The organism is Oceanobacillus massiliensis str. N'diop, assembly GCF_000285495.1.
GTDB lineage: Bacteria > Bacillota > Bacilli > Bacillales > Amphibacillaceae > Oceanobacillus > Oceanobacillus massiliensis.
The window spans coordinates 117,134-131,355 of sequence record NZ_HE610976.1; the positions used below are offsets into that span (position 1 = coordinate 117,134).

At 35.7% G+C, this 14,222-nt stretch carries 12 protein-coding genes and 2 pseudogenes; 6 read left to right on the forward strand and 8 right to left on the reverse strand.

Going from position 1 to position 14,222, the window contains the following annotated elements:
• Positions 1–26 precede the first annotated feature (26 nt).
• Both OMHG_RS00840 and OMHG_RS19190 read right to left on the reverse strand, forming a co-directional pair.
• Positions 27–965, reverse strand: a complete 939-nt coding sequence (locus OMHG_RS00840; protein WP_010647439.1) for a hypothetical protein — start codon at positions 963–965, stop codon at positions 27–29.
• A gap of 146 nt (positions 966–1,111) precedes the next feature.
• Entirely contained in the window at positions 1,112–2,365 is a 1,254-nt protein-coding gene (locus OMHG_RS19190; protein WP_044476666.1) for a PcsB-like coiled-coil domain-containing protein, read from the reverse strand.
• A 407-nt stretch (positions 2,366–2,772) separates the two neighbouring features.
• Here OMHG_RS19190 and OMHG_RS00850 point away from each other — a divergent pair, with 407 nt between their 5' ends.
• A complete protein-coding gene (locus OMHG_RS00850) occupies positions 2,773–2,973 on the forward strand; it encodes a hypothetical protein (protein WP_010647443.1) in 201 nt (66 codons plus the stop codon).
• Positions 2,974–3,199: 226 nt separating this feature from the next.
• Positions 3,200–4,368, forward strand: a protein-coding gene (locus tag OMHG_RS00860) for an IS3 family transposase (protein ID WP_147628988.1) whose coding sequence is annotated in 2 segments (ribosomal slippage) — positions 3,200–3,482 and positions 3,482–4,368 — 1,170 coding nt in all. Because the reading frame shifts where the segments join, the coding sequence is not laid out codon by codon here.
• 343 nt (positions 4,369–4,711) lie between these two features.
• Here the strand turns inward: OMHG_RS00860 and OMHG_RS17400 are convergent.
• The 3 genes from OMHG_RS17400 to OMHG_RS00870 all read right to left on the reverse strand — a co-directional run bounded on the left by OMHG_RS17400 (position 4,712) and on the right by OMHG_RS00870 (position 7,401).
• Positions 4,712–5,428, reverse strand: coding sequence for a hypothetical protein (locus tag OMHG_RS17400; RefSeq protein ID WP_010647450.1), 717 nt, complete (start codon positions 5,426–5,428; stop codon positions 4,712–4,714).
• A gap of 131 nt (positions 5,429–5,559) precedes the next feature.
• Positions 5,560–6,129 carry a TnsA endonuclease N-terminal domain-containing protein gene (locus OMHG_RS17405; protein WP_010647452.1) on the reverse strand — a complete coding sequence of 190 codons (570 nt, stop codon included), beginning with the start codon at positions 6,127–6,129 and terminating at the stop codon, positions 5,560–5,562.
• 126 nt (positions 6,130–6,255) lie between these two features.
• Positions 6,256–7,401 carry a TniQ family protein gene (locus OMHG_RS00870; RefSeq protein WP_315969475.1) on the reverse strand — a complete coding sequence of 382 codons (1,146 nt, stop codon included), beginning with the start codon at positions 7,399–7,401 and terminating at the stop codon, positions 6,256–6,258.
• A gap of 503 nt (positions 7,402–7,904) precedes the next feature.
• On the opposite strand from OMHG_RS00870, the gene OMHG_RS00875 reads away from it, so the two are divergent.
• The 4 genes from OMHG_RS00875 to OMHG_RS00885 all read left to right on the forward strand — a co-directional run bounded on the left by OMHG_RS00875 (position 7,905) and on the right by OMHG_RS00885 (position 11,125).
• Positions 7,905–8,258 carry an AbrB/MazE/SpoVT family DNA-binding domain-containing protein gene (locus OMHG_RS00875; RefSeq protein ID WP_010647456.1) on the forward strand — a complete coding sequence of 118 codons (354 nt, stop codon included), beginning with the start codon at positions 7,905–7,907 and terminating at the stop codon, positions 8,256–8,258.
• A gap of 207 nt (positions 8,259–8,465) precedes the next feature.
• Entirely contained in the window at positions 8,466–9,458 is a 993-nt protein-coding gene (locus tag OMHG_RS00880) for a Mur ligase family protein (RefSeq protein WP_049887908.1), read from the forward strand.
• Between the two features lie 18 nt (positions 9,459–9,476).
• Positions 9,477–9,923: a glutamate ligase domain-containing protein gene (locus OMHG_RS18875; RefSeq protein WP_261796307.1), complete on the forward strand. Its 447-nt coding sequence runs from the start codon at positions 9,477–9,479 to the stop codon at positions 9,921–9,923.
• A 2-nt stretch (positions 9,924–9,925) separates the two neighbouring features.
• Positions 9,926–11,125, forward strand: coding sequence for a D-alanyl-D-alanine carboxypeptidase family protein (locus OMHG_RS00885; protein ID WP_010647458.1), 1,200 nt, complete (start codon positions 9,926–9,928; stop codon positions 11,123–11,125).
• A 161-nt stretch (positions 11,126–11,286) separates the two neighbouring features.
• Here OMHG_RS00885 and OMHG_RS19400 read toward each other — a convergent pair.
• From OMHG_RS19400 to OMHG_RS00895, 3 genes and pseudogenes are all read right to left on the reverse strand, one after another.
• Positions 11,287–11,469, reverse strand: a pseudogene (locus OMHG_RS19400) (stage II sporulation protein P); the annotation flags it as partial.
• Positions 11,470–11,651: 182 nt separating this feature from the next.
• Positions 11,652–12,281, reverse strand: a pseudogene (locus OMHG_RS00890) (nitrite reductase).
• 452 nt (positions 12,282–12,733) lie between these two features.
• Positions 12,734–14,008 carry an IS110 family RNA-guided transposase gene (locus OMHG_RS00895; RefSeq protein ID WP_010647460.1) on the reverse strand — a complete coding sequence of 425 codons (1,275 nt, stop codon included), beginning with the start codon at positions 14,006–14,008 and terminating at the stop codon, positions 12,734–12,736.
• Positions 14,009–14,222: the final 214 nt, after the last annotated feature.

Sequence of the window (14,222 nt, forward strand, 5' to 3'; positions counted from 1 at the left end):
CTTAAACATAGAAGGAAACTTTTTGCTTAAATCCTTTCTATCGCCGCTACCCTCTCTGCTCTAACTTCATCTAATACATCTTCCTTTTTCTCCAATTCCAGATCCAGCTTTCTGATGATTGTTTTAATAGTTGATTGCTGTTTCGTTGCTTGATCCAATGATTCTTCTATTCTCCCCTGAACCATCCAATCGGTGATAAATCCATCAAAGAAAAAGTCAGCAAATTTCAATAAACCAGAGATATCTATCGTAATGTCTACATTCTCTTCAATATCAAGTAATTCCTTTTGAAAATGCCGCATCTTGGTCTGGGCCTGATGAATTAAATCCGTTGCCTCATCAATATAGCTGTGTTTGGCTAAGCCGGAAATCATTCCCCCTCCAAACAAATCCATCGTACCCCAGCCTTGGGCACCCTCAAGTGACTCTATCGCTTTGGCGAGGGTCTGTATGACATGATTACCTGCCGCTATTGCTTCCTTAAGCTCGGTTAGGTATACTTCTGTATCCGCCTCCCGCTCACCCAATTCAAACAACCTCTTTGTGAAAGCAGAATCATCCACCAATATTTTCTTCTCTTTCAACGATATAAGGTAATGATAATCCTTTTCTGCATCTGCAGTCTTAACGAGATTATCCTCGATTTCATTTATGGAACGGTCGATTTCCTGCTTTGTTCCAGTTGCCTTTTTCAGTTGTAATTTTACTGTCGCCACTTCCTGTTTTTCCTTTGTCAGTTTCTCTTCTTTAGCTCCAAAAAACGTCTGGAATAGATTAGAGAAACTCATCTTTTCCAGTTTTTCTACGTCCTTCATCTCTGAAGTGAGCTGACTTTTATAGGAAGCAATCAAAGCTTCGATTTGCTCTCTTTCTTCTTTATAATCAGCGAGCTGCAATTCCCACTTTCTTTTTTTGTGCAATGCTTGTTTGACATGAATAATCTGATCGTTAATCTCTGAATACATGTAAATCCCCCCGCAAATGAATAGTTGTTATTCCATACGGTTCAATAGGATTAAAGTTTCATTTTTCTGACTATCAAAGAGTTAAAAAAATCATCCCATCTGAGTATCAATCCTCAGACGAGATGATTTATTGGTCTATGGCAGCTTTAATTAACGATTGTTACTTTAACGGTTCGTACTCCCCATTTTGCTGCTTCTGCTTTTGTTGGTACGAACACATCTATCTTATTGCCATTGATGGCTCCACCGGTATCACCGGCAATTGCATAACCATATCCTTCAACAAGTACAACACTTCCCAATGGAATAACACTTGGATCGACAGCAATTACTTTCGAATCCGGATTATCCTTTAAGTTTATGCCAGTAGCTGTAACACCAGAGCACCCTGCACAATCAGCTGTAAAGGCAGTCGACGTTACGGTAAAAGATTTACCCTCAGAGGTTTCTTCCTTTTCCTTCGGCTTCTCTTGTTTGTCTCCTGCTTGCTCTTGCTTAGCCGGCTTCGTGGAAGTTTTCTCTTTTTGCTCTGCCTGTTTGTCTGATTTTGTCTGTACAGAGGCTACTTTGGTTTTTGCAGGCTCTGCCTCTTTTGTTTCTCTTTCAGCTTCTTTTGCAGCTGCTTCTTTCTCGGCCTTTTCAGCTTCAGCTTTGGCGATTAGCTTCTGATTCACTTCTTTTTCAAGCAATGCCAGATCACTATCTTCCATCTCTAGCTCGTTTGCCAATGCCATTAATTCCTGATTCTTGTTTTCGAGCGCCGCTTTGCGCTGATCGTTTTGCTCTAATTGCTGACTGATCAAATCCTTTGTTTCTTCCTGGTCTGCTTTCAGTTCATTTAGATCATTCAGCTTGTCCATTACTTGATTTCGTTTATCTTCCAATTCCTGAATATCCGCTTCCTGTTTCTCAATCAATGCGGCATCCGAATTGGCGATTTGATTTACCGCAGTTACACGGCTTATAAAGTCATCAAAGCTTTTTGCACCAAATATAACTTCCAGATAACTGATTTTGCCGCCATTTTTCTGCGTGGAGACAATTCGATTTTTTAAGATTTCATATCTTTCTTCAATCGTTTTTTCCAGTTCTTTCATTTCTTTTTCCAGCTTTGATATATCGTCAAGTGTAACTTCTATATTATCCTCTGTGTCAGCAACGAGTTTCTCATTCTTGGCAAGCTCATCATGGGCCGCCGCTATTTCTTCATTTAGGTTATCCAAATCTGTTAAAATAGCTGCAATCTCTTTTTCAGATTCTGATAAGGTATCCCGAATTTCTTCTCGTTGATTATGAATATCGTCTAAATTGGCTTCTGCATACACTGGGACACTCATAAGTGAACCACCTAGACCGGCAATTAAAGCAATCGCCGATAACCTAGCTAAGATTTTCCTCAATTTTTTCCCCCTGCTTTCTGCCTCACATTTACCTTTTTCTGTATGATTACTAATTCTAGTTATCTGCAGTAAAGTGAACTATAATATTACTAAAATTATCCACCGTAAGTAAGGAGAGTGTAACATCTCCACATGTCACACATATTATAGGGATGTTACAATTGTATTTCATCCGGAGAAAATGGGGCAGTTAATTGCAAGTGATTGAGGTTACAATGCGTCATCCAATCTAGATGAATTGGGAATGAATTGAGATTAGCAATCCACTAAATGTATCTATTTTCCATCGAAGCTTTACTATAATCATAATAAACGAAATAATAGTACTATTTATTCAATGATTATATGATATAGTGATACTTAAGGAGATATATGAAAGATACCATAGATGGAAGGAAGGTATTGGGATGAAAAAGATGATTCCGGTCGCATTAGCTTGCTTTTCGATTTTACTTGTAAGTGGCTATCTATTCTTAGATACTGGATCTGCTGCCGAAGAAAGCGATGAAGTTAATTTTGAGAACGCAAAATTAATAGACAGCAAAGTGGATGAGAAATCCGGCGTACAGATAGATGTCTATACTTTAGAGGATAAACTGGCGGATTAATTCAGATGAAAATATGGCAGGAATAGCTGATTGATAAATGACAGTGCAATCACATCTGTCATCACCAAACGTTCAAGTCATGGTCATTACATATTCATAATCACTCCACTCCAGCCACAGAAAAAGAAGCCGTCCTCTCTATTAGACTAACCTAGTCAAATGGGACATAAAAAAACACCCTTCAGGTGGTACACTTAAACTAGTGTAAATTTGGAGGGTATTTTTTATGGAGAAAAACAGATATTCAGCTGAAACGAAATGGGCTGTGGTGAAAGTGAAAGATAAATTAAGTGGTCAGTTTACCAATCGACAAATCATGGAGAAATATAATATAAAGAATGTATCACAGATTAAAACATGGATGAAGTGGTATCGGGAAAATCAATTACATCGATTCGATCAGCCAATTGGGAAGCAATACAGCTTTGGTCACGGGCCTGACTACATATCCAAAGAAGAAAAGGTAAACAGGGAGATTGAAAACCTGAAAATGGAAAATGAAATTTTAAAAAAGTATTTGGAGATCAAAGAGGAGTTGAAAAAGAAGTAGTATTGCATTTAGTAGAGAAATTAAGAAAGAAATATACCGTAACATCTATCCTGAGCAGTTTACAGATTGCCAGGTCCACCTATTATCGATGGGTTTCTGAAGGAATCCAGCCAAAATCAGCTGAAGAAGAAGCAATCATTTCTCTTTGTACCGAAACATCATTCCGGTACGGACATCGAAAGATCCGAAGGCTGCTTCAGTGTCAATATGGTATCAAACGAAATCGAAATACTATACAGCGGATTATGCAGAAACACCACCTCCAATGCCGTGTTAAACGTAAAAGAAAGTGGAAATCACAGGGAGAATCCGTTATCATTGCCCCAAATCTATTGAATCGTGATTTTATCACAGCGCACCCGAACACAAAATGGGTGACCGATATCACTTATATACAGTACGGACCTAGAAAACTTTATTTATCGACCATTATGGACTTGTACAATAATGAAATTGTTGCCTATAGTCTGGATGACCATCAACAGACAGCTCTAGTATTAGATACACTCCTATCAGCTTTAAAGAACAGAAATCACCCCGAAAGTGGGATTGTACATTCTGATCAGGGAAGTGTATACAGTTCATATGCCTATCAAAAGGAACTGGAAGCAAAAAAACTTATCAGCAGTATGTCCAGACGAGGTAACTGTTGGGATAATGCCGTAATTGAATCCTTTCATTCCAGCTTAAAGTCAGAGGAGTTTATGTATACAAGATTTAACTCATTATCAGAAAAAGAAGTAAGGCAGCGGATTGACCGCTACATGAAGTATTATAATGAAGAGCGTATCCAAGAAAAATTAGGCTACCACGCACCAAAAGAGTTCGGTGGCATGGCAGCCTAATAAGGGTGTTTTGTTTGTGTCTCAAATCGCTATGTCAGTCTAATGATCTATAACTTGGTGGTTCAAACGATAAATAAAAAGCTATGACTTTTCTTGAAAATGCATCAACCATTAGAGATAAATATGGTCTACCAAGGTTTTTTCCAGTACTTGAGTATACCAGTTCTATGTCCAATTCAGTATGATCTAAATGACAAATGTTAAAAGGGAAATCCCCATGTCTGGGTGTAGTTCTATTCAATTCCCAGTAAAATGTTTTCTTCTGATATTCAGCCCTTGTACCTTTACGTTTTTTAACTTGCTCTTCGATTGGGCGCTTTTTAATATAAGAATAAAAGGTCACTCAACTCGGGGCAATATAACCCTTTTCTTCACATTTATTTTTAAAAGCACCATATACTTGGGCTACATTTTTTTGAACTATGGATTCATATTCATTTTGTATATGTTCATTCATAAGTTTCATCACTTCACTACTGAATCTATCCTGTTTATTCCCTTTATCCTTATCTTTTGGAAGTAAGCCAACATAGCCATTCCCAAATAAATTTTCTGCCTTTCTATACTTTCCTACCCAGTCACGTACCTTTCGTAAATTTGGTTCATCCTTTGTAGTAAATTCTTTAGATCCAAATTTTATATATTTTTTAACATGCTTCAGTCTGTAGTTTGCTTTTTTATAATCTTCTTCACTTGCTTCAGTAATAAGATCAATAAGAGGATCATGAAGTTCTTCTTTTCCCTGTCCAATAATTTTCCCTTCTCTTACTAATTTATCAAATAACTCTCTTGAGACTTCATTGTATTTGTCGTCAGAACTAAGTGAAACATTATTATCTCCAATATTAATAAGTGTCCAGATATAATTATCCCACAGAATCTTTGTACCAATATCAAAGGAAATCTTTAATGGGGAAGGCAAATCTTTTTCACATGAAATTAAATTAATATACATTTCTTCATGTTCTTTATGCAAGAAAACCTTTATTGAATCAGGTTCTGCTAAGGCACTTTCTTTTAAATCGACATATATATCACTGTTTATAATAGAAACATACACATCGTCTGCAGAAAAAGTACAATCATTAGAATGATTTATTAATTGATTAAGTGAAATTCCTGGATTCTGGAAAATTACTTGTCTAATTTCATCTAAAATAGATACATCAATTTCTAAATCCTTCCCTTTTCTCAGGTAATCATCAAGAACACAAAATTTCTATGCAAATTCCAATTGATAATTTTATTAGTACATACCTGGAATTCAAGGCCTAATTCCTTAGCAAACTCTTCTCCTGGGGGACATCTCCGATTCCCTTTGTCATCTCTGATATATTTCCATGGCTGCTTTTTTGACAATATTAATAGATCATCTTCATTTTTCCACTCTACCCATCCAGCGGTATTTTCCTTGATTACAAAGAAGTCTGGGGTATAGAGTGTCCAACTATTTTTCCCTTTATTGTTAACATAATTTAATTTTATCTTATTTGGTTGATCATAAAACTCTAACACCGTGTCATCATTCTCCATCATTAAAACAGCAGGTCCCTCGACCTTCTTACTTTCCCATTGAATATACACTCCCATTTTTTTCGATGGATATTTTCCAGAGGGACTTCTTCCGCCTCCTCCTACTGAACGTGCAGGTAGCGAGATACGAATGTTTTTATTGATATAGTCTTGCGTATCTTTTGATATTTTATTATTTTCACACCAGCTGAGAAATTCTATCTCATCTAAGATTATAATCGCCTCCAAAAATTCAAATATTATAGTCGGTTATTACATATTGTATTAATTCGGAAAATATAAAATACTATTCTTTATATTTTTCGACACTTCATTAAATTCCCCTTTAGTTTTGAGAAAAATGATGAAATATGCCTATTTAATACTTTTCCATTTTAAAGCTACTTTTCTTTCTCTAATTAAATATCGCCCACCGAGTAAAGTTTCAACTTTTCTTCTACTCGGATACGTATCACTATTAACTAATTTCTCTATTGCCACCTTCATTTCGATATCTACATTTTCTTCTCTTTTAGTTTTTTCCCTTTTTAAATACTTAGCATATATATCTACAATTTTTTTACTTTCTGTTGGGTACTTAATATATAACAAGCGTCTGTCACACCCAATTGAGGTGGCTATGCTTCTAAGAGATTTCGGAGAAGTGATTGATTCCTGTTGGATATACTTATTAATATAACTCTTTATATACACATGATCATATTTTTGTCTTACATCAGTTTTTGTCGGTGATGACACTGCATCAAGGATATTATTAAGTTCCAATACAGGAACTTTGTTAAAGAAATTAACTACTGAAATATCTAATCTCAAGCATATTGATACTAATGAATTAAGGGGAGGGATGGTACGCCCTTTGTACCAATCTCTAAACGTGGCATTAGCTACTTTAAAGTATTCTGCTGCTTTTTTTATGTTTCCTCCAAAAAGTTGCTCCACATAAAATTTTAAGCTTTCAGAAATTTGCTCTCTTCGATACATAGTATTTGAATTAGGAATCATCATTTGCAGAATTAGGATTGTCTTTTTAATATCCTCAGAATTATCATCTATCCTTGGAGTCCACCCTTTTTCTCCGAGCCATCTTTCACAGGTGGAACAGCTACCTGGCTTTCCATTTCTTGAAAGTACTGACATCTTTTTAGAACAATATGGACAATGTGTAGATAATTTAATTCTATGTATTGTACAAATGCTTACTATTTTTAGTGTCCACACTAATTGTTCGTAAATAGGCTCTTCATTATCTAAAGCAACTTGAAGGCACTCTGGACACCACGCTTTTTCTGTCCTCATCAACCCACGCGAAGGTAACACATGAGACCAGGAAATCATTGTCATGCCTTGTAAATAATTTCTCGTTGTTAATGATGATATAACCTCAATAAAATCTGTTGCTAAGGTTCCAATTCCATTTATTCCATTTGATGAATCATAAAAACCATTACCACCCTTTTTTGAGATATTCAGTAAATATTTCTTATCTAATAAGGGGGTAATGAGTTTTGCAAATTAGGTTCCATATTTAACATTGTGAGCATTTGCTAGTCTTAATACATAACTTGAGAGAGATTCTTTAAATTGAGTATTTATTCCTATGGGTTCTATATTATAGAGGACACTTCTTGATTCGTCTTGTGGAGAAATTGGATCCAACTTATTCACCCCAATTTATTTGAGGTTAGTTTCTTTCTCTAATTACTTTTTATGCAAAAGATATAAAAATTACTTAGAAACTTATTTGTTTTTAGATATTTAAGTAACTCCCTAACTGTAGCCAGAATTTACATTTTAATCTAATTATTCACTGCAATTAATAAAGTAGTAAAGCGGAATTTTCGTATTAAGACGGCCTCTTCTACTTTACTAACAGCACGGACGAGAACCTAGAAAACATCTACTTTCTTAAGCCATAAGGTGACTTATTCTAAAATAATAGCCTCTGCAAGGTTTCTTGACATTTTAACCTTATAATAGAAAATAATTTTAACAGAGGTGATTTAATGAAGTGTGAAACCATAACCTTATCAAATAAGCGGGATCAACTTACAAATACAGGCATCATTTGTAAGTTAAGTAAGAAGATGACAATCACCATACCGAAAAAAATCAGAAAAAGATTATCTTTAATGGCAGGAGATGAAGTTGCTATCTCCATGATTGCCAAATCAAATGAGTTGATAATTCGAAAAATCATTGAAGATACATTGGATAATAAGATGATTATAAACGAAAAAGGCGCAATTCGAATCCCTATAGAATTAAGAAGGTTCCTCTCCTTGGAAAACGGGGATTTGTTTCTCCTTAATTTAAAAGACCACGGTCCTTTTATCTCACTTAAAAAGCTCAGCAAATAATAATATTCTATCTAATAAGGACTGTCTTTTATTTGTAATTATTATTTATATATCCTAACTATTCACCCGATTTAGGTGTGTTATTACCAAATTCAAAACTAGAATATTAAGCTAGTATTACAAGTACTGCGTCTGCACATTTTCTCCATACTTTCTATTTAAAATTAGGCAGGTATTAACATTTGCAAAAGAGGAGTCATACCACCTATGAAGTTAAAGAACCTTATTGAAGAAATTAAAACGGTGAGTGAAATGAATTCTGAGACAGCGAACCTCATTGTTACAGGTATAGCAGATAGTTCAGATAGCGTGTCACAAGGCCATATTTTTGTTGCAATTAACGGGTTCAATCAAGATGGTCATCAATTTATTCAGGAAGCTATTGAAAAAGGTGCATGTTTAATAATAGGTGAATCAGAGATTACCGGTTTAACTGTACCTTACTTACAAGTTGATAGTAGTAGAAAAGCTTTGGGAATCCTTGCAAATAAATTTTATGGCACTCCTTCAAACCATAAGCTAATGATAGGGATTACAGGAACGAATGGCAAGACCACGACAAGCTATATCTTGAAACATATCTTAGAGAGTAATGGAAAATCGTGTTCTTTAATTGGAACAATACAAAATGTCATCAATGGCCAAGTTAAGAAGAGCACTAACACTACCCCAAGTTCATTAGATTTACATGGATTAATATCGGAAAGTAATGATGAGGTAGTCATAGTGGAAGTTCCCTCACACGGGTTATCTCAATATAGGGTACAGGGCATAACATTTGATCTTTGCATGTTTACGAACCTTGAACATGAACACTTGGATTACCATCCTACAATAGAAGATTATTTTCAAACAAAGATGCTATTGTTTGACCATTTAAAAGAAGGTGGACAAGCCATTGTTAACACTGATAATCATTGGGGGAAAAGACTCGTTAAAATCTTACAAGGCAGAGGAATTAACGTAAATTCGATTGGCCAATCTTCTAATAATAAATTTAAGATACTTGATTTTAACTTTAAAAACTCTAATCTTTCCGTTGAAGATGGAGATGAAGCAAACCTTATTTTTTCTCCTATGTATGGAATTCATAATATGTATAATACTTTGATGGCTTATGTTAGTGCTAGACTGGTGGGTCTTGGTGAAGATTCTATTATTGAATGCATTTCAAATTTCCGAGGTGTAGAGGGCCGATAACTGTCTAATGGCGCTATCATCGTAGTCGACTATGCCCATACATCAGAATCAATTTTACACTGTTTAACAACTGCAAAACAGTACGGTGCGAAGAGAGTAATCCATATATTCGGTTTTAGGGGAAATAGGGACCAAAGTAAAAGACAAGAAATGTTGACAGTAACCTCCGGCACAAGCGATCAATATATTTTGACCATGGATGATTTAAATTCTGTTCCTCAAAATGAAATGATAGAAACACTGAAAAGCCTAAACAACCTCTATGGAAATGAAAAAGGTCTCATCATTCCTGATCGAACCCTGGCTATAAAGTGGGCTATAGAACACAGTAATCCAGAAGATTGGATTATTATCACGGGAAAAGGACACGAAACATACCAGCAAAATTACCGTTTGCAAACTAATTCTGATAAAGAAACCGTTTTGTATTTTAGTAATAAGAAAAAATATTACCGGAGTAATTAAATATGAGGAAAATTATATTATTTATTACCACGATTGTCGCCGTAAATTCTTTGTTTGGTTCAAAAGCCTTTGGAGAACCCCATCCTTCTCCGCCTTCTCTGGAAAGTGAGGCTGCTATTTTACTAGAAAGAAATTCAGGACAGGTTCTTTTTGATAAAAACGCCAATTCTCAAATGTATCCTGCAAGTGTGACAAAAATTGCTACAGCAATCTATGCGATTGAAACAGGCAACCTTGATGATATTGTAACTATTAGCAGTAATGCCAGAGCCAAAAATGTGGAAGGTACCACCGTCTATTTGGAAGAGGGAGAAAAAGTAACATTGAAGGAGCTGATTCAAGGTTTATTAATCAATTCGGGTAATGATGCGGGTGTAGCAATTGCTGAGCACTTAAATGGCAGTGAAGAGCAGTTTTCTAAAGACATAAATACCTATCTTAAAAACGTTATTGGCGTCCAGGATACTAACTTTGAAAACCCACATGGTCTATTTAACTCAGAGCATCGTACAACCGCAGAAGATTTAGCAAGAATAACACGGTATGCCATGAAAAATGAAACCTTCAGGGAAATATTTGGAACAAAAGAATTAGAGTGGAATGGGCAAACGTGGGACACAACCATACTTAGCCACCACAAATTAGTTAAAGAGGAAATACCTTATAAAGGTGTAACAGGCGGGAAAAATGGCTATGTAAACCAATCCGGCTATACATTAGCGACAACAGCTGAGCGAGATGGTTTAAGCTTAATAGTAATCACCTTAAAAGGCAGCATGAAAAATGTTCCCTATGATGACACGATCAAGCTACTAGACTATGGATTTGAGAATTACAGAACATCCATTATCTCAAAGGGGACCAAATTTAAGGTAGAGGATCAAGAGTACACAGCCTCTGAGACAATAGCTTATACTCACCCAAAGAATGAGCAACTGAGTAAAGATATAAAAGAGGATGGAACCATGGAAATCATTGCTCAAGATGGAGAAGTAGCAGCTTCTTATCAGTTAGAGGAAGTTTCAAATAAAACAATTAATGTTAAAACTAAGTTGGAAAACACTACTACTAATAAAGTAAGATACGATACCATTTTTGATGAGCTGGATCCATATCTAGCATATTTTTCTATCGCCTTTCTCCTAAGCATGATTGGTATATTCTATCGTCAAAATATTTACTACTTGAGGAAGATAAAGTGAGTATACAATTTCAATAATTTAATGAATTGCACTTCATTTTATCTTTCCTTATAGAACAAAGGTTGGCATTTATATTTTGGGCCAGAATGAAAATTGATGATCAGAGAGATTCCGTAAAAAATAATAACTTCCTATGAATTTCCATAGTAATATCCTAGTTACTAAGCATTTATTTCTGTGCGCCCATCGTAAAGGTCGTTAAAAACCTCTGAGCGTTGATTAATAGTGTTACTTAATTCATTTTTATCGTTATCTATACCACCTATTTCAACTAAGATTGGCTTATTGGAAATATCCTGATTGTATACGCCACTACCTACGGTGGCCGATTTTAAGTAAACGCCTTTACTTAACCCAGTTTACCTCTCTTCATTTCTAACACCTGTTTAATCAATGAAAATTGAAGAAAAGACACCTGCTAGCTATGGAGATATGCATAAACAGCAGGTGTTGTCTTCAAAACTGTACATTTTCCTTTGATAGTTGTTGTGAAAAGATAATAGAAATAGATTCTGATACATTTTATTTATATAATATGGAGTTCCTGTTTTATATTTTCGATCCCAAACCGATCCACAAACCTATAAAAATTCTCTCTCTTTTTACCATTTTCTCTATATAGATGTAATACCCGTTCCACAAGCTCATATAATTCTTCAGGCTGGAGATTCGACTTGACTAATTTTCCGATCCTTGCATCTCTTCCAATTGATTTACCGCCAATATATAGTTCAAACGTATCTTTATCTTTCATGACACCTATATCATTGATTAATGGTTCGCCACAACCTATCGAACAGCCCGTATATGCAGGTTTTAATGTAAAGGGTACTTCCTGACCTGCAATACGGCGATTTAATTCCTTAGCGACAGGCATCCCCTCTTTTTCTTCACCTTTGCAAAAGTTTCAGGTTCTTAAATTCTTTACATACTTCCCCACCTTATAATATTGCAATCCGACTTTATCGAATGTTTTTTTAGCTTCTTTCCATTCAACTTCTGGAATTTGAACGATGAGTTGTTGAAAAGTGGTCAATTCTATATCCGTATCTTCGTCCAGATACGTACCTAATACTGCTAGTTGCTTCGGTTTAAGTTTTGCACCAAAACCTATACCGTCATTTACAGCTATTGGTATATACTTCTTTGACTTCATAGATATTCTTCCCCCTTCTTAAACTCCCTCAGATAGATTCAATTTACTCGTAAATGCTCGCTTATTCGCAGGATTTCAAACCACTTTTCAGTACAATAACGGATAAATGGAATGAGTGTTGATAAAAAAGGCTTCATGAAGGCATGCGGGAATAAAGGAGTCATAAACTCCGAATATTCTAAAAAGTATACTGCACGCATTCTCCACGCCGCCCCTGGAGGCTGTCCCTCCCATGTCTCAACGGGTCTAATGCCCTCTCATTCCTTCGTCATGCCTATCCAAGGGGTGGAGGCCGGTTTTGCTAACGGAATGGGTCTGTGCCCTTTTGTTTAAGTATTCCAGTACTCCGTGCTTTCTTTGAAATCCTACGAATAAGCCAACATTCACTGTAATGCAAATAGTAATTTCTAATTAATCTCAGTGTTAGAATAAGTAATTCAATAAATGGTTAGTTATGCTGCTACTGATGTTAAGGGCTGTACTTTTTCAGGACAATAGGGCTCATTATTTCGGGCAATTCCTACTAGTATTCTTGCAAATTTACCAATCAGTTTCATGATAGATTTCATTTTTTTCATCTTTTTCACTTGGACATTGTAGGCGTGTAATTCTTTAAACTCAGGGTTGTTTGCCACCAGACTCATTGTTGCTAAGTACAAGTAACGCCTTAGGCGAGATCTTCCACGCTTTGAGATGACAATTTGTCCTTTCCATTTACCTGAGCTAGCCTCTGCCAAGTTCAAACCTGCATGTCGTAATAAAGAGTTACCGTGGGCGAATTTACTTAAATCACCAGTTTCTCCTAAAATGCCTCCTAGCGTAATTTCAGTAATACCTTTCATGACAAGTATTTTATTAGCGAAAGTAATTTGTTTCAGTGCATTAGCTGCTTCTTTTTCAACCTTTTCAAGCTGGGTTGTAGCGAGATCAAACTCTTCAAGTAATTGTTCTAGATGTAGTTTATATGCATCAAGTGCTTGGGTGGTACCGACAGAATTCTTAGCTAATCGAATTAAAGATCGGGCTTTTTTTAAACCAGGTTGTCGTTTCATTAGCGTTTTCCAGCCTTTAATAATATCTTGGGGTTCCATCAAACGTAATTCGTTTGGTGTAGGAAATAGGCGAAGAGTAGCGATTGCACCTTTCCCTTTTACATCTTTAAACACTTCTCTAAGTTCGGGGAAGACAATATCTACCCAACGATTTATTTGATTGGTGGAACTGACAAGTCGTTTAACGATTACATCACGATTGGACATTAGAACTCTAAGTTTTTCGAACGCTTCTGATGTTGGGTGTATAATCGAATAGTATCCGTTCTTTATCATATCGGCGATTACGAGTGCGTCTTTTTTATCACTTTTGGATTGCGTATTATCTCGGTTTTCCTTATTCCTTTTAACGAGATGCGGGTTAACCGTTACGACATCAATACCTTGATCATACAGCCATTTGGATAAGTTTAACCAATAATGTCCGGTAGGTTCCATCCCAACAATTTCGGTACTATAACCTTTTGAATCTTTTAATTCGTTCATCCATTCTTGTAATCTAGCAAAGCCAACCTCATCATTTTCAAAAGTTAGAGGATCACCAATCACAATACCTCTGTAATTTACAGCACGAGCTACATGGAATTGTTGTGCAATATCAACTCCAACAACGAGATGTTGGTCTGATATTCTTTCTATAAGTTGATTTTGTTTGTCCTGCATTTTATACTTCATGTAGAGCTTCCTCCTAAGTTGATTTGTTTGTGTGTAAATTCATCTTATCGAGGAGCTCTATTTTTTTCAAACCTGAAATTTAACGTTCTACAGGAATGCTATAGAGGTATTGTTAACCTAAATATATAGCATACCCCTGTATAATATATGATATTTATATTTTATCTGAACACTTTTAATTAGGTTTTGGGGATTGATATCCACATGGGAAATT

Bases quoted from the DNA above. Each gene is read 5' to 3' on its own strand.
- OMHG_RS00840 (WP_010647439.1), bottom strand. From the start codon at position 965: ATGTATTCAGAGATTAACGATCAGATTATTCATGTCAAACAAGCATTG.
- OMHG_RS00850 (WP_010647443.1), top strand. From the start codon at position 2,773: ATGAAAAAGATGATTCCGGTCGCATTAGCTTGCTTTTCGATTTTACTT.
- OMHG_RS00875 (WP_010647456.1), top strand. From the start codon at position 7,905: ATGAAGTGTGAAACCATAACCTTATCAAATAAGCGGGATCAACTTACA.
- OMHG_RS00880 (WP_049887908.1), top strand. From the start codon at position 8,466: ATGAAGTTAAAGAACCTTATTGAAGAAATTAAAACGGTGAGTGAAATG.
- OMHG_RS00885 (WP_010647458.1), top strand. From the start codon at position 9,926: ATGAGGAAAATTATATTATTTATTACCACGATTGTCGCCGTAAATTCT.
- OMHG_RS00895 (WP_010647460.1), bottom strand. From the start codon at position 14,008: ATGAAGTATAAAATGCAGGACAAACAAAATCAACTTATAGAAAGAATA.